Origin of the sequence: Xenorhabdus sp. PB62.4 (assembly GCF_014467285.1) — a bacterium.
Classification (GTDB): domain Bacteria; phylum Pseudomonadota; class Gammaproteobacteria; order Enterobacterales; family Enterobacteriaceae; genus Xenorhabdus.
The window spans coordinates 91984-117275 of the sequence record NZ_NKHR01000004.1 but is presented as its reverse complement, the minus strand read 5'-3'; the positions used below and the strand labels follow the sequence as shown (position 1 = coordinate 117275).

Below are 25292 nucleotides of genomic sequence, written 5' to 3'. Positions count from 1 at the left end.
TAATTAATTATCTCCATTTAACAGGGCACGCAATTCATCTTCAGACAAGTTCTCCAATTCTTTTTGCAGCGATTCGAGATCTTCTTGTGCGAAAAAGGTTTCAAGCTGTCTTGATGCGATAAGCTCAGCGAGTTCAGAAAGTGTTGGATGAGCAAAAATGTCTGAGATTGATACCTCAAGATGGAATTCATCACGCAGCCTTGCCATTAACTGGATGATTGACAGGGAATTTCCACCTAAATCAAAGAAACTGTCATGCCTGCCTACCTGTTCTAATTTCAGTAGGTTCTGTAGGATAACGGCGATTTGTTGTTCGATTTCTCCTTCAGGGGCTTCGTATTCATGGCTGGCAATAGAGTCATAATCCGGTGCCGGCAGCGCTTTGCGATCCACTTTGCCGCTGGCAGTCAGCGGGAAGGCATCCAGCATGACAAAGGCGTTGGGAACCATATAACCCGCCAGATGGGCATTAAGTTGCTCACGCAGACTGTTTACATCCGGCACAGCCTCAGGCTGTGGAATGACATACGCCACCAGCCGTTTATCGCCGTTATCTTCCTCGCGGGCGACAACCAGCGCTTCCCTGACACCGGAACAGGCAAGCAATTGCGCTTCGATTTCGCCCAGTTCAATACGGAAGCCGCGGATCTTGACCTGAAAATCATTACGCCCCAGATACTCAATCGTCCCATCAGGTAACCAGCGTCCCAAATCGCCGGTTTTATACATACGGGCACCAGACTTTTCTTTGACTGGATCGGCGCTGAATGGGTCGGCAATAAATTTCTCCGCCGTCAAATCGGGCCGGTTCAGATAACCACGGGCAACGCCTGTTCCGGCAATGTGGATCTCTCCGCTCACGCCGAGAGGAACCGGATGACCTAAAGTGTCCAAAATATAGATTTGGGTATTGGCATTTGGATAACCGATCGGAATAGCGTCTTTGATTGGATAGGTGTCGCCATCCAGAATCAGGTTGGTGGCAATAACGGTAGTCTCAGTTGGGCCATAGGTGTTTATCCAGCGGCAGCGTTGGGTTTCCGGCAGAGCTTGCCAATCCACTAAATGGCGGTATTCTGCTTTTTCTCCACCGACAATAATTGCTTTCAGATAAGCGCTGAAACCGGTGCGACCTGCTTTCATCTCCTGTACCCAGTGGTGCCAGAAAGCGGTTGGCAAATCGATGATGGTAATTTGCTGCTGGTTCAGGAAATCAATGAATTCAGCATTCGGGATACGGATATGCGCAGGACGCAGGACTAATGTTGCCCCTGCTGCCAGCGTCGGGAAAATATCAGAGACTGAGGTATCAAACGCCACAGTGGCAAATTGCAGAATGCGATCCCCCGGCTGAGGCTGGCTGATCTGATGTTGGGCATGGATAAAGCCCACCACATTGCGGTGCTCAACCATAACGCCTTTGGGCTGTCCCGTTGAACCAGAGGTGTAAATGATATAGGCCAGATGATGGGAGCAAAGCCCCAACTGTTCAGCGTCAGGATTATGTACAGGTTGTTGTGCCACGCGTTCCCGATGCGTGTCATCATCCAATAACCAGACGGAGACGTTTTGCAGCGGCAAACGCGCTTGTAAATGTTGCAGGGTGAGCAGTAACACAGGCTTACTGTCCGACACCTGATAGGCCAGCCGATCGAGAGGATATTCTGGATCAAGCGGAACATAGTTCGCGCCGGCCTTGAGAATACCTAGCATGGCAATGATCATGTCCAGACTACGCTCGACACACAGAGCCACATGATCATCAGGTCGCACACCAAAGGCTATCAGGCTGTGTGCCAGTTGGTTGGCATGGTGATTCAGTTCTGCATAACTCAATTGAATATCGTCAGACACCAATGCGATGGTATCGGGTATCCTTGCCGCTTGTTGTTCGAACAGTTGATGAATCAGCATATCTTGCGGATAGGCCAGTTCCGTATCGTTAAAATCCTTCAATAGTTGGTTGCGCTCTGCCAGTGGCAGGATATTGATGGATTCGATCAATTGTTGTGGCGCATGTTGCAAAGCTGATACCAGCTCTTTCAGCACGATTGCCATATAGGCATTCAGGCGCGCTGGATTGATCTGCTGGTTACACTGGGCAGTGAGAGAAAATCCTTCGTCAAAATCATCCACATCCAACGAGAATGGATAGTTACTGCGTTCTTCACCATTGAGTATCTGTATACCTTCCCAAGCCTGTGATGTGAATTCCATTTCGTCACGTGGAGTATGGCGGAAGTTGAGCAGGCTGCTGAACAATGGCATGGGAGCCTGAATACCACTGCAACGCTGGGCAACAGCCAATGATGCTTGTTCGTGATCCAATAATTCAGTCAGTTGTTGGTAAGTTTCCTGTACAACCTGCTGAACAGTACGTGCCTGTAACCGAACGCGAACAGGCAGGGTATTGATAAACATACCGAGTACTTTAGAAACCCCGATTCCACCTTGTAAGCGCCCTAACAGAACCGTGCCGAACACCACATCATCCCGTCCACTGCATCGCGCCAAGACTTGCGCCCATGCGACATGGAACAAGACTGCGGCACTTATCCCCTGTTGGCGGGCACAATCACGCAGACTGCGGGCTAAGTCGCTGTCAAGGACGAAAGTATCTTCCACTATGTCGTTATGCTGATCTTCATCATGATTACCACTCTGGATGTCATGTAATCCAAACGGCAGAGTTGGTTCATCCACATCGCCCAACAGGGCCTGAAAATAAGCCTGATGGGCTTCCGGCGACACATTGTGAATTTGGGCAATGAAGTTACGGTAAGGCAGAGGTGCGGGCAGGTTGTCACCTTCTCCCAAGAGCAGCGCCTTCACTTCATGGGATATGATTTCCAGAGATAAGTGGTCACAAACTAAATGGTGGTTCAGTAAGGAAAGCAGCCACTGTCCTGACGCCGGATCTTGCGCGATATGTGCGGACAGCAACGGCGCTTGGGTCAGATCCATCCGTACCGTGCGTGGATCAGTGAGGCGATTTAATTGGGCTTCGGCACTTTCTTCCGCTGATAGAGTGAGTTCGCTAATTGACAGCGGTGCATGGCGGCAGACCACTTGCACCGGCTGAGCTAATCCCTGCCAGTAAGCAGCGGTCCGCAGAATATCGTGGCGATCAATGATCTGTTGTAAAGCTGTCAGGAAGGCATCAAGGCGTTCACGGGTATCGAATGCGAAAAAATGACGCAATAAATAGGTATCGCCCTGTGTTTGCAGCAGGTAGTGGAACAGAATACCTTCTTGTAGCGGTGCGAGCGGGTAGATATCCTGAATGTTAGCGCTACCACCGGGGATCGCGTCAGCAATAGTATCAATCTCGTTTTGCGACAGGGATACCAGAGGCAGCATATCCGGTGTAATGGCCGTGCAGTCGTCAGGGATGAGATTGGGCGGCACAATGAACGTGTCTGCATTGTCCTGCATAGCCTGCATTGCTTTCGCCATTTCAGACAGTACAGGAGCAGCAAACACGGTACGGATATCAAGATCCCAACCCTGATTACGGAGCTGTTCGAGCAGGTTGACGACCATCAGAGAATGACCGCCCAGCTCAAAGAAATTGTCAGAACGTCCGATGTTTTCCAGCCCTAATAACGCTTGCCAGATTTCAGCCAGTGCCATTTCCGTTTCATTGGCTGGCGCTTCATAGCTGCGCATGACGAGTGCTGCTTGATCCGGTTCTGGCAGCGCTTTACGGTCAATTTTTCCACCGGGTGTCAACGGGAAGGCGTCTAACATCACAAAGGCGTTAGGCAGCATATACTCGGCGAGATGTTGTGCAAGCTGCTGACGTAGGGTCGCAGGCTCAAGTTCAGCGCCGGATTTGGGGATCACATAAGCAACAAGCCGTTTCTCGCCTGAGCTTTCTTCATGGGAAAGCGTTTTATGGGAAAGCACGTCGCGGGCGGTCACGATCGCTTCATGTACTCCATGGCATTGCACCAACCTGGCCTCAATTTCGCCCAGTTCAATGCGGAAACCCCGTATCTTGACCTGAAAGTCATTGCGTCCCAGATATTCAATGGCCCCGTTTGGCAGCCAGCGTCCCAGATCGCCGGTCTTATACATACGGGCATCGGGCTTTTCTTTGAATGGATCGGCAACAAATTTCTCCGCCGTCAAATCGGGTTGATTCAGATAACCACGGGCAACGCCTGCACCGCCGATATGGATTTCTCCGCTCACACCAATGGGAACCGGCTGACCGTGGGTATCCAGAATATAAATACAGGTATTGGGCAGTGGATAACCAATCGGGATAGAGCCTTCGAGATGAAGAGGGTTCTGGCTGTCCAGCGTCAGCGTCGTAGCAATGACCGTCGTTTCAGTAGGGCCATAGGAATTAATCCAACGGCAGGATTGTGTTTCTGAACTGGATAGCCAATTCATTAAATGGCGGTATTCTGCTTTCTCACCACCCACAATAATGGTGTGCAGGTAAGAGCTGAATCCACTGCGGCCTGCCATCATCTCTTGCACCCAGTGATGCCAGAAGGCGGTTGGCATATCCATAATGGTGATCTTCTGTTCACGCAAAAACGCGACAAATGCCATATCCGGTATTCTGATATGAGGAGGACGCAGAACCAGCGTAGCACCTGATGCGAGGGTAGGGAAAATATCAGATACCGAAGTATCAAATGCCACCGTCGCAAATTGCAGAATGCGATCACCCGATTGAGGTTCACTGGTTTGCTGCTGTGCGTGGATAAAGTTCACCACATTGCGATGTTCCAGCATTACGCCTTTGGGCTGTCCGGTTGAACCAGAGGTGTAAATGATATAGGCCAAATGGTGGGGTTGAAGTCCCAGTTGTTCAGGATCAGGATTATGTGCAGGTTGTTGTGCCATCATATTGCGATGGGTTTCATCATCCAGCAGCAGGACTGACACGCCCTGTATGGGCAATCGATCCTGTAAATGATGTTGGGTCAGTAATAATGCAGGCTTGCTATCCGACAACTGATAAGCCAGTCGTTCAGTAGGGTATTCCGGATCAAGGGGAATATAGCCGGCACCCGCTTTGAGAATCGCGTACATGCCAATGATCATATCCAGACTGCGATCCACACAGATAGCGATACGATCATCCGGGCGTACACCGGACGCTATCAGAGAGTGTGCCAGTTGATTGGCATGGTGGTTCAGTTCCGCGTAACTCAGTTGGCTGTCTTCAAACACTAACGCAACCGCATCAGGTGTCCGCTCTGCTTGCTGTTCGAACAATTGGTGGATTAGCTTATCCTGCGGAGAGCTCAGCGCTGTATCATTGAAATCTTCCAATAATTGACTGAGTTGCTGCGGTTGTAGCAAGGGTAAATCTTCCACCCGCAGTGAATCATCTTCAACCATCGCATTCAGCAGGGTGTGCAGGTAGCTGGCGAGGCGCTCAATGCTGGCATGTTCAAACAGATCGCTGGCATATTCCAACTCACCGACTAAACCATTGTCGGTATCATTCATGGAAAGTGACAGATCGAAATGGGTACTTCTTCGGGTTGATGGCAGTTCATCCAATATTACGCCGGATAACTCAAGAGATTGCTGTATTGGCGTGTTATCCAGCGCGAGCATCACCTGAAATATTGGGCTGTGGCTCAGGCTGCGTGGCGGTTGCAGGGCTTCAACAAGTTGCTCAAATGGCAAATCCTGATGGACATAGGCTTCCAGTGCATGGGCTTTCACTTGTGCCAATAAAGCACCCACTGTGGGGTTATCTTCCAGTTTAACTCTGAGTGCCAGCGTATTGGCAAAGAAACCGATCAGCGGCTCTAGCTCACTGTGTTGTCGGTTGGCAACCGGTGTACCAATGACAATATCTCGCTGACCACTTATGCGGGAAAGTAAAATTGACCAGGCTGTCAACAAGGTCATAAATAGCGTGGCGCTATGACGCTGGCTCAGTGCTTTTAATCCGTCGCTCAGCTCTGGGGAGAGGGTGAATGTCACTTGATCCCCGCGATAGCTCTGTACCGCAGGACGTACTTTATCCGTAGGCAACTCCAGCAAAACGGGGGCGTCTTGCAGGGCATTTCGCCAGAAATTCACTTGTTTTTCCAATACACTACCTTGCAGCCATTGCCGTTGCCAGACGGCATAGTCAGCATATTGCAATGTCATCTCAGGCAGCGGATCTTTCTGTCCTTGATTAAAAGCGCGGTAAAGTGTGGTCAGTTCATTCATCAGAACGTTCAGTGACCAGCCATCGGAAATCATATGGTGCTGGGTTAATAGCATGACATGCTCATCATCTGCGAGTTTCAGCAGTTGAGCACGTATTAATGGTTCCCGTGCAAAATCAAAGGGATGGTTGGTTTCAAACTGAGATGCTTCATCAATGGCAGCCTGTTTTGCTGCTTCTGTTAGCTGGCTGAGATCTTTGATAGTTAAGTTGAAACCTTGAGCCGCATCGCCAATGATTTGCCGGGCTGTACCATCGACGACTTTAATGGTTGTGCGCAGAATTTCATGACGTGCAACGATTCTGTCCAGTGTGGCTTGCAGGGCGCTCTGGTTCAGGTGGCCTTTCAGACGCAATCCGCCAGCGATGTGGTATGCCGTTTGTGCAGCAGAATCTAACTGTGCCAGGAACCACAGACGTTGTTGAGCCCAGGATAAAGGAAGCGTTTGCTCCCGGTTGGCAGGCAATATCAACGGTTGTGTGGATTGATGCCCTGATGTGCCTGATATGATAGTTGTGCTCAGCAATTGCGCTAAATCTGACAATACAGGGCGAGTAAACAGAGCCTGCAAGTCCATCTGGATATTAAGAACGTGGCGTAAACGGGAGGCCATTTGCACGGTTAGCAGAGAATGTCCACCTAGTTCAAAAAAGTTGTCGTGACGTCCCACTCGTTCTATTCCCAGCAGGGATTGCCAGACTTCCGCCAGTTTCTGTTCGATTTCCCCTTGGGGTGCTTCGTATTCACGGCTGGCAATCGCAGCGCGATCGGGGGCAGGCAGGGCTTTTCGATCCAACTTTCCACTTCCGGTCAGCGGGAAGGCGTCCAGTATGACAAAGGCACTGGGGATCATGTGTTCCATCAGGTGCGTGCTTAGCTGTTCACGCAGATCAGAAGGGGTAAGTGTGACATCAGGTTGTGGTATCAGGTAAGCGACCAGACGTTTATCGCCGGTTGATTCCTCTCTGGCAATAACGACAACATCTTTAACGCCCTTGCAAGCCGCCAGTTGTGCCTCGATTTCTCCCAATTCAATGCGGAAGCCACGTAGTTTAACCTGAAAATCATTACGCCCCAGATATTCGATAGTGCCATTTGGTAACCAGCGTCCCAGATCGCCACTTTTATACATGCGGGCGTCGGACTTTTCTTTGGATGGATAAACACTGAATGGATCGGGGACAAAGCGTTCTGTAGTCAGTTCCGGCTTATTCAGGTAACCCCGAGCGACACCGGCACCGCCAATATAAATTTCTCCACTGACACCCACAGGAACGGGTTGACCGAGAGAGTCGAGAATATAAATACGGGAATTGGCATTAGGGCGGCCAATCGGAATGTTATTCACGATTTCAGAAGAGTTCCCCCTCTCAAGTGTTAATGAAGTGACAATGACGGTCGTTTCAGTGGGGCCATAGGTGTTGATCCAGCGGCAGAACTGCGTCTCTGGCAGGGATTGCCAGTCTGCCAAATGGCGATACTCCGCTTTTTCTCCACCGACAATCACGGTATTGAGGTAAGGACTGAAACCGGTGCGGCCTGCTTTTATCTCCTGTACCCATTGATGCCAGAAAGCGGTGGGTACATCCATAATGGTGATCTTCTGCTGCTGTAAAAAATCAATAAATGCTGCATCAGGCACGCGAACATGAGCAGGACGCAGGACTAAAGTCGCTCCCGCGGCCAGCGTTGGGAAAATATCAGACACGGAGGTATCAAACGCCATGGTCGCAAATTGCAGGACGCGATCCCCCGGCTGAGGTTGGCTGATTTGATGTTGGGCGTGGATAAAGTTGACGACATTGCGGTGCTCAAGCATAACCCCTTTGGGTAATCCGGTCGAGCCAGAGGTATAAATAATATAGGCCAGATGATGTGGCATCAGCCCCGATTGACTGGCGTCAGGATTATGTGTTGGCTGTTGTGCCACGGTATTTCGATGATCTTCATCGTCCAACAGCCAAACCGGCATTTCCGTTGCGGGCAAGCTTGTTTGTAAGTGTTGTTGAGTCAGCAATAACATCGGCGTGCTGTCTGACAATTGATAAGCCAAACGTTCGGCAGGGTATTCCGGATCAAAGGGAACATAGCCCGCGCCTGCTTTGAGGATGCCCAACATGCCAATAATCATATCGGGACTGCGCTCAACGCACAGAGCCACGCGATCGTCCGGGCGTATACCAAATGCAATCAGGCTATGTGCCAGTTGGTTGGCGTGCTGGTTCAGTTCTGCATAACTCAGTTGAGTATCTTGGTATACCAAGGCGATAGCGTCAGGCATCGACTTTGCTTGCTGTTCAAACAGTTGGTGAATCAGCTTATCCTGCGGGTAATCCAGTGCTGTGTCGTTAAAATCCACCAGCAATTGTTTGAGCTGCGGTGGCTCCATCAACGGCAGTTCAGCCACGTGTTGAGTATCATCTGCCACCATTGCCGCAAGTAAGGTGTATAGGTGGTTGACCATGCGTTCAATCGTGGTGTGATCGAACAGGTCGCTGGCATATTCCAGATCCCCCGTTAACCCGTTTTCGGTTTCATCCAGAGTTAATGTCAGGTCAAAGTAAGCACTGTCCCTGATTAATGGCCGCTCATCCAATACCAATCCCGGCAGTTCGAAATGCCGTTGTCCCGGTACATTATTTGTTGCCAGCATAACCTGAAAGATTGGGCTATGGCTCAGGCTGCGCGGGGGTTGCAGGGTTTCGACCAATTGCTCGAAAGGCAGATCCTGATGGGCGAATGCCTTGATAGCCTGTTCTTTCACCTCTGCCAAGAGGTTGCTGACACTGGGGTTATCATGCAGTTGCACCCGTAATGCCAACGTGTTGGCAAAGAAGCCGATCAAAGGGGCTAATTCAGGTTGTTGACGATTGGCGACGGGCGTACCAATTACAATATCATCCTGACCGCTGAGGCGGGAAAGCAGAGTGGCCCATCCGGCCAATAGTGTCATAAATAAGGTTGTGCCGTGACGCTGGCTGAGATTTTTTAAACCTGTCTGCAATGCAGGCGGGAAAACAATATTAACTCGTCCGCCAGTATAGCTTTGTTTCGCCGGTCGCGGCTGATCAGTGGGTAATTCCAGTAATGCGGGAGCGCCTTTCAAGGTGTTACGCCAGAACTCAACCTGTTTTTCCAGCACCTCTCCCTGCAACGCATTTTTCTGCCAGAGAACGTAGTCAGCATACTGAATTGTCAGGGCTGGCATTGGATCTGGCAGCCCTTGGCTGAATGCGTGATAAAGCGTGGACAATTCTTGCATAAAGACGCTGACTGACCAGCCATCTGAAATAATATGATGTTGGGTCAACAGTAAGATATGTTGGTTTTCTGCCAGTTTTAGCAATCGCCCACGTACCAAAGGACCATTAACAAAATCAAAGGGACGGTTTGCCTCAAGATAGGCGGCTTTTTCAATTGCTGCTTGCTGCTCTGATGCGTTTTTTTGTTCGGAGAATAGTTGGCTGAAATCTTCTTGTATTAAAGGAAAACCACAATTTTCATCATTGATGATTTGCTGTGCTTCGTCTTCTACCGTCACGATAGTTGTACGCAGAATTTCATGGCGCGCCACAATACAATCCAATGCAGCTTGTAGGGCGTTCAGGTCCAGCCTGCCTTTCAGGTTCAAACCTGCTGACATGTGGTATGCCGTTTGTGCGGCAGGATCTAATTGAGCAAGGAACCATAAACGTTGTTGTGCCCATGATAATGGCACACCATTATCACGAGACTGAGGCCTGATTTCTGTTTTCTGGGTAGACTGGCGGGTCAATTTTGCTGATTTGGCTAACTCAAGTAGTCTTCTTCGTTCAGCTAATGGTAGAGATGAAAGCTCGTTCTTATTCATTTAATTATCACCATTTAAAACAATATGAGGTAAGGCCTAATTCATTGATTTATAAATATCTTGTAAAGACTCTGAATCAAATTGCAGCAATAGCGCATCGACAATGCACTCTTCAAGCTGACAGAGGGTCGGGTGTGAAAACAGTTGATAAATGGATAACTCAACATCTAATGTTTTCTTGATCTGCGACTGTAGCTGCAATACCAGCAGAGAATGACCGCCCAATTCGAAGAAGTTGTCATAGCGGCTTATCCGGTCTAACCCTAATAATTCTTGCCAAATAATGGCCAATTGTTCCTCGGTTTCGCCTTCTGGAGCGACATATTCACGGGTAGACATGGCTGAGTGATCAGGGGCAGGGAGAGATTTGCGATCGAGCTTGCCATTTGGGGAGAGGGGAAAAGCTTCCATCATCACAAATGCACTCGGGATCATGTAATCCGCGAGATGCTTACTCAATTGCTCGCGCAGTTGAGAGATAGTCGGTGTGCAATCCTTATTGGGGATTAAATAGGCGACGAGTCGTTTATCTCCCGTGTCATTTTCACGGGCAATCACCACGGCTTCACGAATATCGGCACATTGGGTCAGGCAAGTTTCAATTTCGCCCAACTCGATACGTAATCCGCGAATTTTAACCTGAAAATCATTGCGTCCCAGATAGGCAATGCTGCCATCAGGCAGCCAGCGCCCCAGATCGCCTGTTTTGTATAGACGGGCATCAGGATCGGGACGGAATGGATCGGTAATGAAACGCTCTGCGGTCAGTTCAGGCAGGTTTAAATAACCACGGGCAACACCGACTCCCCCGATGTGGATTTCACCTGCGGCACCAATTGGAACGGGTTCTCCATATGTATCGAGAATATAGATTTGAATATTGGAAATAGGATGCCCAATCGGCACTTGTCCGATATAGCGATCCGGTACACATTTCCAGGCCGTAACATCAATGGCTGCTTCTGTTGGCCCATATAAATTATGCAGTTCAGTGTGAGGAAAGTGGGACAGGCACTGTTGTTGCAAGGCATAAGGAAGCGCTTCCCCGCTGCATAAAATTTGGCGCAGAGAAAGGCAACGTCCGGTTGGGATGTAGTGGAGAAAACTTTGCAACATGGAAGGTACAAAATGGAGCGTAGTAATATTACGGTTTTCGATCTCGTCCAATAAATAGTGCGGTTCTTTGTGACCACCAGGGCGGGCCATCACTAACTGGGCACCAAACATCAGGGGAAGGAAAAATTCCCAAACAGAAACATCAAAACTGAATGGGGTTTTTTGTAAAACCCGATCTTGAGGGGTGAGTTGATAAGTATCCTGCGCCCAGAGTAAACGGTTAACCACACCGCGATGTTCATTCATTACCCCTTTGGGTAGTCCCGTTGATCCGGAAGTGTAGAGCACATAGGCCAAATGCCGGGATGTTAGCCCCAAATGCACGGCATCTAAATTATCACCGGGCTGGTGGGTGATATCAGCCTGAACGGTTGGATTATCCAAAAACCAGACAGGTATTTCGATTGCAGGTAATTGTTCTTGCAAGTCATGATGGGTTAGCAGGATCACCGGTTCACTGTCTGACAGGATATAAGCAAGCCTATCAGTCGGATATTCAGGATCGAGCGGCACATAAGCAGCTCCTGCTTTTAAGATACTGACCAGACTGATTACCATATCCAAACTGCGTTCCATGCAGATGGCTACGCGATCATCAGGGCGAACACCCGCATTAACAAGGGCATGAGCCAGTTGATTGGCCCGATGATTTAATTCCGCATAACTGAGTTGCGTATTCTCATAGCACAATGCCGTAGCATCAGGGCTGCGTTCTACTTGCTGTTCAATGAATTGATGGATCAGCGCATGTTGTGGAAAGGGTTTGTCGGTGTTGTTGAAACTATGGAGGACTTGTTGACGTGCTTGTTCGTCCATCAAAGGCAAACGATTAACTGTTTGTTGTTCGTCATCGGCCATTGCTTCCAGCAGGTTCAGGAGATTCTGCATTAACTGAGAGATGAGTCCAGTATCAAACACCTTGGTATCGAAATAAAAGGCATAACGGATTTGACCATCGACTTCCAGAATATTCACCATTAATGGAACAGGAATGTCGGCGTAGTATGGATGAGGGAAAGGCCTCAATTCAGCATTACCCCATTGCACCATCACATCGTTGTCTTCCGCCATCCAGAGTGAGGATAAATCACCAATATATCTGGCTTTTTGAAATATCATGACGGTTTGGAAAACCGGATGGGTTTCTGCATTACGTTGCAATTGCAGTTGTTCCAATACCTTGGAAAACGGATATTTCTGGTTTTCAATACCTCGCCGGACGGTTTTTGTTGCCTGTGTGATATGCTCCTGAACTGTCATTTCACCCTTTATCTGGCTGCGTAACGCTATCGGGTTGATAAACTCGCCGACCAGTTTTCCCCAACGGGCACGTCCCCGGCCCGGCATGATAGAGCCGATGATAATGTCATCCTGACCGGTATAGCGACTAAGGAGGATTTGGTAGGCGGCCAGAAAAATGGCAAACAGGCTGTTATCATATTTCGATGCCAGAGCTTGCAGTTTATTTGCCAGAGAATTGGGTACTTTTTTATATAAAGAGATTTTCCCTGTATCAGGCGTAAGGCTATTTTTAGCGGGCCATTGCGTTACAGTTAAATTACCAGCCAAGGTATTTTGCCAGAATTGTTGTTGTTTTTTTGCGCTGGCGCTTTTTAACCATTGTTGCTGCCATTCCACATAGTCGTGAAAGCTATTTTCTGGCGCAGGTTTCAGGGGCTTTTCAGAAAGCAGGGCATCAAGTTCATCTAACAGTACCCAATAAGACCAGCCATCAACCGCCAGATGATCAAAGGTCAGTACCATAACACCTTCTTGCGGATTGCACTGATACCAACTGGCGTACATCCGAAGCGGGTGTGTTAAATCAAAAAGATGCCAGCAGTCGTCCTGAACACGTTGCTGAAGCGCTTCTTCACTAAGATGCTGTGCATCATGTATTGTGAGTGCGATTTCAGAACTATCTGCAATGCAATAGCCCAGTTCACCGTGATATAGTCCAAAACTTGCTCGCAGCATCGGGTGTCTTTGCACTAATTTATTGAGAGCTTCTTCTAGTTGTTTCGCTGTTAAACCTTTAATGCGAGCACAAAATGCACTATTATTCTGACCACGTTTATCAGGGTCTATTTGATATTGAAACCAGCGACTACTTTGCGCTTCCGATAGAGGGAATGGTTTCAATTGTTCAGGGTAATTCATTCTATAGCTCCCTTTTTATGGGTACATTAAAAATAAAAACATGAGAACTGTTAAAACAAAAAATCACACTCGGGGTTGAACTAATAAAAAATATTTTCATGAAATAGACGATATATCTATTCCTGCCAGGAAAAGTAGCTGTTATCCAGAGTAAGTGGCATAAAAATAGCCGACCATTCTGATAAAAAAAGAACAGCCTAATTCTTAATGTTTTGCTCAATTCCTTTTCATCACTGAAAGAAATTATAATCTTTACTGTATTAGATAATTTTACATTAGATTATTTAATTCCACATTTATAATAATGTTTTTCTAATGTATCTAATTTTATTACAGGTATTAAATATCAAAGTTTATTAGTTTTGGTTATTTTGCGTCCACTCCATAAACCAAAACTTATATGGATATGTAAAGTGAAATAAGAGCCTATGTAATTAGGCTCTTTGTAATGTGTTTCATTTTATTCTAATGAACTAATGAATTTTATTACTGATCTCTTTAATATTGCCATCTTCTAATTTGATAATGCGATCGGCAGAATCAAAATAACCATCATCATGGCTAATAACGATGATAGTTTTACCATTAGCTTTTAATTCAGGCAGTAGTTCAGTATAGAATAAACGTTTGAATACGGGATCTTGGTCTGCGGCCCATTCATCAAACAGGTATATAGGACGATCTTCTAAATAGGCCGAAACTAATGCCAGTCTTTTTCGTTGACCAGCAGAAAGATTGGTTGTGGAAAAACCACCATCAACGATTTTGACTTTGTGTGACATATTTAATGATTCAATATAATGCGTCGCTTTTTCAGTAACATTGGCATCGCTATTGAGTAGTTGTTCGAAGAGATGGTAATCGGAGAAAACAGCAGAAAAGAATTGGCGATAATGCTCATTATTAGCTGATGTTACCGGTATGCCGTTTAGCGAGACAGAACCCGATTCTTGTTCAAACAAGCCAACAAGCAACATCGCGAGTGTGGTTTTCCCGCTGCCATTACCCCCAACGATAAAAACAATTTCGCCTTGCGATATTTTCAGACTTAATGGGCCGAGGGCAAACTGACGATCTTCCTTATCCGTTGTGTAATGATGGACAACATTTTTCAGTTCAAGTTCTATTGGCAGCTTATTATGGAATGGATTAGGGCCTTCGATTTGTTCGGAGAGCGCTTCTTCCAGTTCATTATCAAGGCGGCGCATTTTATTCAACGAAACTTCAGCTTCTCTCAATTCCGGGATTGCACCAATCACTTCACTAATAGGGCCTGATAAAAAGAGCACAAGCAGCGCTACCGTGAACAGGGTTGATGGCTCCTGAGGGATCCAAATGGGGACAATAAAAATGCTGATACCAATAATGATATAAAAGGTGACGGAACTGGCATTGATGAGCCATGCGTAACTGGAATTCGCTTTAATACAGATTTCTTTGAATACATTGGCGGCAGGAGAGATAACTTTATCGACAAAAAGATTACCTTTTTGTTTATTGAGTTTCAGCTCTTTGCTGCCGTTAATCAGGCTTTGAAAATTAAGGTATATTTTATCCACCTGATCACGCATTAAGGTCATCAGACGTAATGGGTATTTCTCCCAAATATAAAACACGTACATTGCAATAAGGCTGAGTGCCGCCAAAATGACAAATAATTGCCAGGACATCCAGGCCAAATAACTAAAGCAGGCGATAATTAGGGTGACATTACCAAAAACACTGGGTGCCAGCATAAAAGAGTGTACGAAAACATCGACGTCTTTAGTTAAAACTGCCAGAAGACCGTGCCGTCCGATTTTATTCAGTTTTTTGAGTGGTGCACGTAATATCTTGTTACTTAAACTGAGGCGTAATGAAAAGATAGCTGCTTGAGCTAGATGGGATAACGTAATTTCCGATATAGTCTTAGTAATAAAAAAAATAAAACAGATACCAAAAAAGCTCCAAAGAAATGTGGTGAGGTTAATGGTTTCTGTTACACCTTGACTAATCATGCCAACTATCGAAGCACCTGCGAACCCACTAATTAATGCGCTTATTGTCGATACAAGCAATAATACCCAGGATTGACGATATAAATAAGCTATTAGAGTCATAAAAAAAAGCCATTGTCGAAGGTTATAATTTATATGAAAATTCATATATCTGTTTACTCAATCCATTATGGTTGTTTTTTTCTTATAAAACTGCAAGCGTGATTTATAGCATGGCAATATTAATAAATATAATTGTGATAAAAATCACTAGTCATGTAAGTGGTTACTTTACTTAATTGCAGGAGTAAACTATGTGAATAATGTTTTTTAATAAATAATAGAATTTATTATGCAGAAGCCCATAATAAATAAACTTAATCAGAAAACATTTCTATTCTTTTTAAGTTTTATAATATTTATTTTTACGCCCATATTGCCCAGATATCTGTGTCATTAATTCCCCTGCCGGAAGGGTTTTTTTGTGTTTTTTACCAGGGAAAAGGTATAAGCTTGGGGAGAGTATCTGGATCTCGTTAGGAGGGGCTTATGAAACTTAATTTTCATTGGTATCAAGAGTTTAAAAACTTATCTTTGGAAGAACAAGTGCGCAATTCGGCAAGGTTGATACCTTATTTACAGGGAGGATTTCAGTATTTTATTGACGTATCTTCTACATATCCGACTAACAGGCTGAATCTCATAGGACATGGTGATCAGTTCAAACTGTTGTTTGAAGGATTGATGCCAAGGGCAAAAAAATTGTCGCCGCAAGATCTGGCTGATTGCATAGGGCCGTTGCTCACTAAGAATAATGCCCGTTCCATCCGGTTGCTATCTTGTTTCTCCGGGAAAAGTGGGTTTGCTCAGAAATTAGCCGATATTACAGGCTTGCCGGTAAAAGCAAACAGAGGGATTTTTTCACCACAATGTTTCTACTATGCTCAAGATGAACGGTTATGGTTGCGGAGAGACAAACAGGTTTTCTCGTCAGAGTCATTGAATACGAGTGAAGACAATATGGTTCGATTTTTTTGGTATAGGCCCCATATCTCTTAGCCTGAGAGTTTGCCTGAGTGAACTTGCCAATAAGGTGGAAAAATAAGTGTATTGTTTTTTAATAGTTTGATTTTAAATAAAATTATTGATATGTAGGGTAAAACTTGCTAATTGCAAATACATTTTTTAGAGTATGGGTATAATTTATACTCATACTCCGTGAATAATTATTGAACAAGAATACCTCAATTCCGTTATCTCCAATTCCATCCCTCTTTTTATTTATTTTTTTATGCATAAATGGTGCATAAATTGACAATAAATTCATTTCTATAAATTGTGAAAAACATCATAAAGTAAATTCATTGTGATTTTATTGTGTTGACTTTGTTAAATCACGAAGAGATTATGAGATTAATTACTAATCAAAAAGGATGAGAAAGATACAGAGATAATGTCATTGGAAACTTTTCGAAAATAATAAATAGATAAATTATATGAATCTATTAATTAAAAATTATCTTCAATGATATATAAATTTATTTTTCTTTTAATATCCTAATTATTTGAGGAAAAACAAATGTCAGGTACGATCCAAAGAAATTGGTTTGATCAGTATATGGTTCCCTGCTTTTCACCTGCTAAATTTATCCCGGTTAAGGCTAAAGGCTCGCGCGTCTGGGATCAGGATGGGAAGGAATACGTTGATTTTGCAGGCGGAATTGCTGTTAATTCGTTAGGGCATGTCAATGATGAATTAAAAGATACATTAATTTCTCAAATTGAAAATATATGGCATATTGGTAATGGTTACACTAATGAGCCTGTGTTAAAACTTGCAAAATCTTTAGTTGAAAACACTTTCGCAGATAAGGTTTTTTTCTGTAATTCTGGAGCTGAGGCTAATGAAGCTGCATTAAAAATTGCCAGAAAATATGCCCTGGATAAATATGGAAGTCATAAAAACGAAATTATTTCATTTGAGAATTCCTTCCACGGTAGAACATTATTTACCGTGACTGTCGGTGGTCAACCTAAATACTCTCAGGACTTCGCTCCACTGCCGCCGCAAATTACCCATCTTCCATATAACGATATTGCCGCCATTAAAACCCATATTTCAAAAAAAACCTGTGCCGTCATCGTTGAACCCATTATCGGTGAAGGAGGGGTTATCCCTGCTGATCCGGCATTTTTGAAAGCATTGCGAGAACTGTGCGATCAGTATCAGGCATTGCTGATTTTTGATGAAATTCAAACAGGAGTCGGACGGACCGGATATTTGTATGCCTATGAAGAAACGGGCGTGGAACCCGATGTTTTGACCACAGCCAAAGGGCTTGGCGGCGGTTTCCCGATAGGGGCTATGTTGGTCAGGCAACATATCGCAGAAGCCTTCCAGCCGGGTTCACACGGTACAACATTTGGTGGAAATCCATTGGCAGCCGCGGTCGCCAATAAGGTGATCGAGTTGGTGCATCAGCCGGAATTTCTGGCGGGAGTAAAAGAGCGCCACCATGAATTTTTCCAGCGGATGTCAGCACTCAATCAACGTTATCAGGTATTCAGTGAATTACGCGGTAAGGGGCTATTGCTGGGGGCTGAACTGGATAAAAAATATCAAGGCAAGGCGAAAAACCTGACCAATATCGCAGCAGAAGAGGGATTGATTGCTTTAATAGCCGGCCCCGATGTGCTGCGTTTTGCGCCTGCATTAAATATCGAACAGCAGGATATTGATGATGGTTTCATCCGCCTTGAAAACGCCCTCAAGCGATTTGTTCAGGAATAAAGCCGATTTGAGGTGATATCATGATGCTATTTAGATCCGTTCAACATGAAGATTTAGGGGATATCCTTAATCTTTCGTCCCGTGCTGGCGTTGGCCTGACGACGTTACCAAACAATCAGGAATATCTGGCGGCACGGATTTCACGCAGCATTGATTCTTTCAACGATGCAAGGGGACGAGCACAGCAAGGTTTTTTGTTTACCTTGGAGGACACGGAAAAGCATCGTGTTGTTGGTGTGAGTGCGTTGGAAGTTGCCGTTGGGCTGGAAGAGCCCTTTTACAACTTCCGTGTGCAGAAAGCAGTGCGTTCTTCCCGGGAATTGGGCATTTACAACACATTTGAAACGCTGATTGTCGGGCAGGATTATACCGGATGCAGTGAACTGTGTACGTTGTTCCTCGATCCCGATTATCAAGGCGGGCGCAATGGCGTTTTCCTTTCCAGAAGCCGTTTTATTTTTATTTCCGCATTCAGGCACCTTTTCCCGAAATCCATCATTGCGGAAATGCGCGGGGTCTTGGATCAACAAGGTGAATCGCCATTCTGGAATGCGTTTGGGCAACACTTTTTCAATGTTCCCTTTGCAGAAGCGGATTATTTGACGGGGACTGGCTCAAAAACGTTTATTGCGGAATTGATGCCATTCTATCCGGTCTATGTCCCTCTGTTGCCGGAAGAAGCCCGTCAGGCGATTGGTCAGGTACATGAAAATACCTTGCCTGCCCGCGCTATTCTGGAAAAAGAGGGTTTTGCTTATCACGATGCGGTCGACATTTTTGATGCTGGTGCCATTTTGGATGCGGAAATTGACAATATACGCACAGTCAAAGACTGCCGGCTCGTACATGCCAAGAAAAGCCCCCATGTTTCTCGCGCGCAGGATGGGGTGCCATGTATTGTTTCTAACCTGCATTTTCAGGCGTTTAAGGCGTTACTCCTGCACATCTCTGATCCGCTGGATGGTGATGAACTGCGGCTTACACCCTCAGAGATGGAGGCACTCCAGGTAGATGAGGGCGATCCGGTACGCTTTGTTTCTCTTCTCTCTTAAGGGATTTAACAATGAATCATCAAGCAAATTACATTGGCGGTGAATGGATAGTTGGGCAAGGTTTGCCTGTTATTAAGTACTCTCCTGTGGACCAACAGGTTTTATGGCAGGCAAACGGCGCTTCTGCCCGTCAGGTAGATGAAGCGTGCCAATCTGCCCGCAAAGCCTTTCCTGCTTGGTCAGGGTTGGCGGTTGAAAAACGTATTGCAGTTATTCAGACATTTGCAGATTTGTTGACACAGGAAAAAGAAAATATCGCCCGTGTAATCAGTGAAGAAACCAGTAAGCCGTTGTGGGAAACGCGAACGGAAGTTCAGTCAATGATTGGCAAAATTGCCATTTCCATTGAGGCATGGGAACAACGCACAGGATATTCTGAAACCTCCATGCCTGATGGCAAAGCGATATTGCAGCATCGCCCTCACGGTGTGATGGCAGTTTTCGGCCCCTATAATTTTCCCGGTCATTTACCGAACGGGCATATTGTACCTGCATTGATCGCGGGTAATACGTTGGTATTTAAGCCTAGTGAACTGACGCCGATGACGGCAGAGAAAACGGTTGAACTGTGGATCAAGGCAGGGTTGCCAGTCGGTGTGCTGAATCTGGTACAGGGCAGTAAAGAAACCGGCGGTGCGTTGTTGGACAGCCGCGAAATTGATGGTGTGCTGTTTACGGGCAGTGCGGCGACAGGGTTCCATTTCCACCGTGTCTTGGCAGGTCAGCCAGAAAAAATGCTGGCGCTGGAAATGGGAGGCAACAATGCCCTGATTGTGGACGATTATGATGATATTGAGGCCGCTGTTTATACCATTATCCAGTCTGCATTCATCTCCGCAGGGCAGCGCTGTACTTGTGCCCGTAGGTTGTTGGTGAAACAAGGGGAAAAAGGGGATGCGTTGATCCAACGGCTACTTGATGCCGCAGGTCAGATTGTACCAGCACACTGGAATGCAGAGCCACAGCCTTTTATCGGGGGTGTCATCTCTCTGGCTGCGGCAGACAGTTTGCTGGCGGCTCAATCCAAATTGCTGGCATTAGGTGGCGTCCCTTTGCTCGCCTTAACGCAGCCTGATCCTCATTCAACCTTTATGACGCCGGGCATCATTGATCTGACCAATATCAAAGATGTTCCTGATGAAGAATATTTTGGCCCTTTGCTGACCCTGAGACGCTATGGCACTTTCGACGAAGCCATTTCCATTGCGAATGATACACGGTTTGGTTTGGCATCTGGCTTGATTTCCCCTGATGCTGCCCTGTTCGAGAAATTATTGCAGGAGGCGAGGGCAGGGATCGTGAATTGGAATAAACCACTGACAGGCGCATCCAGCAAAGCACCGTTTGGTGGTATCGGGGCATCCGGTAATCATCGCCCCAGTGCGTATTATGCGGCGGATTATTGCGCCTGGCCGATGGCTTCTTTGATGGCTGACAATTTAGTTCTGCCTGAAATACCCGCGCCGGGGCTTGGTTTCTTTCGTTCATGATTTCGTTCGCTCGTGATTTTTTCCATTAATAAATAGGATGTCAGAGGTGATTATGTCGGGAATTGAAGCAAATTTTGATGGTTTGGTGGGAATGACACACCATTATGCCGGGCTATCAATGGGTAATCAGGCTTCCATGAATCATCGGGGGAAAAAATCCAATCCCCGCAAAGCCGCCCTTCAAGGATTGATGAAAATGAAGGCATTGTCTGATATGGGGTTGGTGCAGGGGGTATTGCCTCCACAGCAGCGCCCCAATCTTCCGACATTGCGCCTGCTAGGATTTACGGGCAGTGATGAACAGGTTTTAAACAAGACTGCAAAGTATTCACTGTTATTGTTGTCCAAACTGAGTTCTGCTTCTTCTATGTGGACAGCCAATGCGGCAACGGTTTCCCCTTCAGCGGATAGTGCGGATCAGCGCGTTCATTTCACCGTTGCCAACTTAAATAAAAAGTTACACCGTTCTCTGGAAAGTGTGGAGACTTCGCGGGCATTAAAAGCCACCTTTTCTGATCAGAACCACTTTGTTCACCATGATCCTTTGCCGCAGCATGTGGATTGGGGAGATGAAGGGGCGGCAAATCATAATCGTTTTTGCGGTGAATATGGTGAAGCGGGTGTACAGCTATTTGTCTATGGCCGCGAAGCATTGCAAGAAGGTATTGTGCCTGAACGCTATCCTGCACGGCAAACGCTGGAAGCGAGTCAGGCAGTAGCCCGCCTGCATCAGCTTGAGGAAGCAAGAACCGTATTTGCCCAACAAAATCCGGTTGCCATTGATAATGGCGTGTTTCATAACGACGTCATCGCGGTCAGTAACCGCAATGTCTTTTTCTATCACCAGCAGGCTTTTCTGAACCAGCAATCGGTACTGGCTGAACTCAGGGAAAAAATGGCCCGGCTCGGGCAAACACTGATAACGGTTGAAGTGCCTGCTGAACAAGTCACCATTCAGGATGCAGTTAATTCCTATCTTTTTAACAGCCAATTGTTAAGTCAGCCTGATGGCAACATGATGCTGATTTTACCGGAAGAGTGCCGCCATAATCATAACGTTTCGTCCTATCTGCAATCATTGATTGCTGAGGGAAATTCTCCCATCAATAAACTCCACTTTTTTGATTTACGGGAAAGTATGCGTAATGGCGGAGGGCCGGCTTGTCTGCGTCTTCGGATCGTTTTGAACGAAAAAGAGCTGGCGGCGACCAATCCGGCCACCTTGATGACACCGGCGCTGTATCAGCGGCTGACGACATGGGTAGAACGCTATTATCGGGATTCTCTGTATGTGGCTGATCTGGCTGATCCACAATTGTTGGATGAAGTTTATGCTGCCCTTGATGAACTGACACAAATCCTCAAGCTCGGTCCGATCTATGAGTTTCAACGTTAATCAGGAGGGACGATGGATTTATTGACTTTACTGCTTGAGAACAAACTTGAAGATAGCCTGTATTTTCCGCCAACGATCAAGGCATCATGGTTAGCAGAAGGCGTATTGCAGTTATTGCCACAAGATCTTTCGCAAGAGAAAAAAGCCGATACGCTGATTATTTCAGCCGGAATACATGGTAATGAAACCGCTCCCGTAGAAATATTAATCCGGATATTGTCACAACTGGCCCAGGGAAGTCTGGCATTACGGAATAATCTCTTATTGATTTTCGGTAACCTGCCCGCCATGCGCGCAGGACAACGATATCTTGATCATGATCTTAATCGTATGTTCGGTGGCCGCCATCAGCATTTTCCTTTGGGGAATGAATCGGGCCGTGCAATAGAGCTGGAATCGGTTGTCCGCCAATTCTTTAGTGAACCGACAGTCATGGCCTCAACCAGATCTCGGCACTTGGATCTTCACACTGCGATTAGGGGATCTTGTCATGAACAGTTTGCTCTGTTGCCGTACCAATCCCGTGGCTATGCTGCTGATTTTTTACAATGGCTGGAAGAGAGTGATATTGACGCCTTGGTATTTCATAACTCGGTGGGAGGCACATTCAGCAATTTTACCAGCGAACATTTCAATGCAGACAGTTGCACATTGGAGATTGGTAAAGCACGGCCCTTCGGACAAAACGATCTGGCAAGGTTCAGTAATATTGCGACAGCCTTGCAGGATTTGGTCGCAGGTTTATTTTCAATCAAACGAAGTAAAGTGGCGCTCAAACGTTATCGTGTAGTGGATGCGATTATCAAACAGCACGACAATTTTAAGCTCAATATTCCAGAGGATACCAAAAACTTCACTAAACTGCCGGAAGGGTTCGACATTGCCTGTCAGCAGAATCAAACTTGGAAAATCACATCTCCTGCCAATTTTATTCTGTTTCCTAATGCCCGTGTTGCCATCGGCCTGAGGGCAGGTCTATTGCTGGCGCAGTTAACATAATCAATTCATACAAAAAAGCTGTGGAGGTTATTGATGACGGAATCATTAAAAACACCTGTGGGACAATCCACAGGTGCGCAGAAGCTTCACCGTGGATTAGGTAAACGTCATATTCAGCTCATTGCAATTGGCGGTGCCATTGGTACAGGTTTGTTTATGGGAACAGGGAAAACCATTGCGGTATCAGGCACTTCAATAATCCTGACTTATTTGTTGATTGGTTTTTTCGCTTTTATGGTAATGAGGGCAATGGGAGAACTGTTGCTCACTAAACTGGACTATCGGACTTTTGCGGATTTTGTGGCGGATTATCTTGGAGCTAAAGCCAGTTATTTTCTGGGCTGGACTTATTGGATGAGTTGGATCGTCAGTTGTATTGCAGATGTTGTCGTGTGTGGTGGCTATATTCAGTATTGGTTTCCTGACAGTTCACTTTGGTTAACGGCCCTGTTTATCCTAGGGTTAATGTGTTTATGTAACTTTTTCTCAGTACAGTTATTTGGTGAAGCAGAATTCTGGTTTGCCATGATTAAAGTTGTGGCGATAGTTGCTTTGATTATCGTTGGCATTGGTATGGTGCTGGTGGGATGGACTTCACCCAATGGCGTAACCGCTTCTGTACGCCATTTGACGGAGCCTGAGGTATTCCTGCCCAACGGGGTATTTGGATTTTTAGCGGGTTTTCAGATTGCTATTTTTTCTTTTACGGGGATTGAACTGGTTGGCACAGTAACGGCAGAAACCAAAGAACCAGAGAAAATCTTACCGAAAGCCATCAATAGTATTCCGATCAGGATCATTATCTTTTATGTGCTCTCCATGATGTGCATTATCGCCGTGACTTCATGGGCGCATATTTCACCGGAGGTCAGCCCATTTGTGACGTTGTTTGCACTGGCCGGTTTGCCGGCAGCGGCAGCGGTCATTAATTTCGTGGCCCTGACTTCAGCGATGTCTTCGGCAAACAGTGGGTTATACGCTTGTACCCGCATGCTTTATGGCCTGTCTACGGAAAAGCTGGCACACAGTAAATTCGGGCAACTTTCAGCGAGCAGTGCGGTTCCCATTTTTAGTTTGCTATTCTCTGTTATCTGTATGGCGAGTGGTGTATTCCTGTTGTTTGTCATCCCAGATGTCATGAAATTATTTACAATTGTATCGACTGTGGCGGCTATCATGGTTATTTACAGTTGGTGCATGATATTGTTTGCCTATCTGGCTTACCGGAAAAAACGCCCTGACCTGCATAAAGTATCTGTCTATAAAATGCCACTGGGCATCCCTATGACATGGTGTACTTTGATATTTTTTGCCTTTACGATTGTGATCATGGTATTTGATTATGATACACGTGTAGCGTTATATGGCACTCCGGTCTGGTTTGTGATCTTAGAAATCTTTTGGCGGATGAGAAAGCATCGGGAACAACAGCAAACCCGGGAAGAAATGGTAAATTAAATAAATCCTCTGAATATATTTTTTATATTGTTATTGGGAGGTATATCATGATACTTAAATCAAAATTTTTTAGCATTTTGGACTCAGATATCGCGGGGCCATTGACGCGTAGTGAATCAAATTTAATAAATATGGCTTCCAGGGTATTTAATGTTAAAAGTTTTATCACTATCAGAGAAGTTGCGCTTCAAGATGCTTTATGTATTGCGAATCGAATAAGAACGAACATGATTAATGGTGATTGGTTCATAGGTTCTAATCAGAGCAGACAATTAAGCCGGGAGCAGGAACGGTGGAATTCAAGGTATAAGGCTACATATGGAATGCTTACTCAAATTTCTTCTATCTTAGAAAATAAATTTGAGGGTATTTCAGCCTCAATAGAGCATTATTTCTTTGTGATGTTTTTTCAAGAAACACCAATTGGTATGTTGATATTTTCCAATAACAAGGCAAAAGCCACAGAACCTTCCAATATTATAGAGTTCGTTACTCACGTAGGTATTAGAAATTGTGGGATTTTTCTAATGGAATATGCAGTGAATAAATCAAAAACACTTGGTAAAAATGGAAGCGTCAAACTAATCCCTGCGCCTGCTGCGAGGGATGTTTACTTTAAATATGGGTTTGGATTTCAAGAAGGTTACATGGTATTAGAACCCGCTAAAAGTGATAAATGGGGGTTTTGGTCGGGAGGATACTATTTTAAGGCAAATGCTTAAGGCAAATGCTTAAGGTAAATGTTTAAGGCAAATATTTAAGACAAATTGTGTATAAACAGTAAGTTTCTGACTCCTGAACCATTGGAAA

11 protein-coding genes are annotated in these 25292 nt (G+C 45.8%); 8 read left to right on the top strand and 3 right to left on the bottom strand.

The features are described 5' to 3' along the window. Nucleotides 1-3: 3 nt before the first annotated feature. From Xenpb_RS05275 to Xenpb_RS05265, 3 genes are all read right to left on the bottom strand, one after another. A complete protein-coding gene (locus tag Xenpb_RS05275; RefSeq protein WP_187653391.1) occupies nucleotides 4-10044 on the bottom strand; it encodes a non-ribosomal peptide synthetase in 10041 nt (3346 codons plus the stop codon). A gap of 36 nt (nucleotides 10045-10080) precedes the next feature. Then, nucleotides 10081-13320: a non-ribosomal peptide synthetase gene (locus Xenpb_RS05270; protein WP_187653390.1), complete on the bottom strand. Its 3240-nt coding sequence runs from the start codon at nucleotides 13318-13320 to the stop codon at nucleotides 10081-10083. A gap of 473 nt (nucleotides 13321-13793) precedes the next feature. Further along, nucleotides 13794-15419 (bottom strand): cyclic peptide export ABC transporter, encoded by a 1626-nt coding sequence (locus Xenpb_RS05265; RefSeq protein ID WP_187653389.1) that lies wholly within the window; start codon nucleotides 15417-15419, stop codon nucleotides 13794-13796. Nucleotides 15420-15845: 426 nt separating this feature from the next. Between Xenpb_RS05265 and Xenpb_RS05260 the strand changes: the two genes are divergently transcribed. The 8 genes from Xenpb_RS05260 to Xenpb_RS05225 all read left to right on the top strand — a co-directional run bounded on the left by Xenpb_RS05260 (nucleotide 15846) and on the right by Xenpb_RS05225 (nucleotide 25204). Beyond that, entirely contained in the window at nucleotides 15846-16355 is a 510-nt protein-coding gene (locus Xenpb_RS05260) for a hypothetical protein (protein WP_187653388.1), read from the top strand. A 520-nt stretch (nucleotides 16356-16875) separates the two neighbouring features. Next, the gene (locus Xenpb_RS05255; RefSeq protein ID WP_187653387.1) at nucleotides 16876-18087 is read left to right on the top strand and encodes an aspartate aminotransferase family protein; all 1212 of its coding nucleotides are present in this window, start codon (nucleotides 16876-16878) and stop codon (nucleotides 18085-18087) included. 20 nt (nucleotides 18088-18107) lie between these two features. Beyond that, nucleotides 18108-19139 (top strand): arginine N-succinyltransferase, encoded by a 1032-nt coding sequence (gene astA, locus Xenpb_RS05250; RefSeq protein WP_187653386.1) that lies wholly within the window; start codon nucleotides 18108-18110, stop codon nucleotides 19137-19139. 11 nt (nucleotides 19140-19150) lie between these two features. Beyond that, nucleotides 19151-20629 carry a succinylglutamate-semialdehyde dehydrogenase gene (astD, locus tag Xenpb_RS05245; RefSeq protein WP_187653385.1) on the top strand — a complete coding sequence of 493 codons (1479 nt, stop codon included), beginning with the start codon at nucleotides 19151-19153 and terminating at the stop codon, nucleotides 20627-20629. A gap of 52 nt (nucleotides 20630-20681) precedes the next feature. After that, nucleotides 20682-22025 carry an N-succinylarginine dihydrolase gene (gene astB / locus Xenpb_RS05240; RefSeq protein ID WP_187653384.1) on the top strand — a complete coding sequence of 448 codons (1344 nt, stop codon included), beginning with the start codon at nucleotides 20682-20684 and terminating at the stop codon, nucleotides 22023-22025. A gap of 12 nt (nucleotides 22026-22037) precedes the next feature. Continuing rightward, the gene (gene astE / locus Xenpb_RS05235) at nucleotides 22038-23024 is read left to right on the top strand and encodes a succinylglutamate desuccinylase (protein WP_187653383.1); all 987 of its coding nucleotides are present in this window, start codon (nucleotides 22038-22040) and stop codon (nucleotides 23022-23024) included. A gap of 33 nt (nucleotides 23025-23057) precedes the next feature. Beyond that, the gene (locus Xenpb_RS05230; RefSeq protein ID WP_187653382.1) at nucleotides 23058-24482 is read left to right on the top strand and encodes an amino acid permease; all 1425 of its coding nucleotides are present in this window, start codon (nucleotides 23058-23060) and stop codon (nucleotides 24480-24482) included. Further along, nucleotides 24425-25204, top strand: coding sequence for a GNAT family N-acetyltransferase (locus tag Xenpb_RS05225; RefSeq protein WP_187653381.1), 780 nt, complete (start codon nucleotides 24425-24427; stop codon nucleotides 25202-25204). Before Xenpb_RS05230 ends, Xenpb_RS05225 begins: the two co-directional genes overlap by 58 nt. Nucleotides 25205-25292: the final 88 nt, after the last annotated feature.

Excerpts from the sequence above, each read along its gene's own strand:
- Xenpb_RS05275 (WP_187653391.1), bottom strand. The coding sequence starts at position 10,044 with ATGAATAAGAACGAGCTTTCATCTCTACCATTAGCTGAACGAAGAAGA.
- Xenpb_RS05270 (WP_187653390.1), bottom strand. The coding sequence starts at position 13,320 with ATGAATTACCCTGAACAATTGAAACCATTCCCTCTATCGGAAGCGCAA.
- Xenpb_RS05265 (WP_187653389.1), bottom strand. The coding sequence starts at position 15,419 with ATGACTCTAATAGCTTATTTATATCGTCAATCCTGGGTATTATTGCTT.
- Xenpb_RS05260 (WP_187653388.1), top strand. The coding sequence starts at position 15,846 with ATGAAACTTAATTTTCATTGGTATCAAGAGTTTAAAAACTTATCTTTG.
- Xenpb_RS05255 (WP_187653387.1), top strand. The coding sequence starts at position 16,876 with ATGTCAGGTACGATCCAAAGAAATTGGTTTGATCAGTATATGGTTCCC.
- astA (WP_187653386.1), top strand. The coding sequence starts at position 18,108 with ATGATGCTATTTAGATCCGTTCAACATGAAGATTTAGGGGATATCCTT.
- astD (WP_187653385.1), top strand. The coding sequence starts at position 19,151 with ATGAATCATCAAGCAAATTACATTGGCGGTGAATGGATAGTTGGGCAA.
- astB (WP_187653384.1), top strand. The coding sequence starts at position 20,682 with ATGTCGGGAATTGAAGCAAATTTTGATGGTTTGGTGGGAATGACACAC.
- astE (WP_187653383.1), top strand. The coding sequence starts at position 22,038 with ATGGATTTATTGACTTTACTGCTTGAGAACAAACTTGAAGATAGCCTG.
- Xenpb_RS05230 (WP_187653382.1), top strand. The coding sequence starts at position 23,058 with ATGACGGAATCATTAAAAACACCTGTGGGACAATCCACAGGTGCGCAG.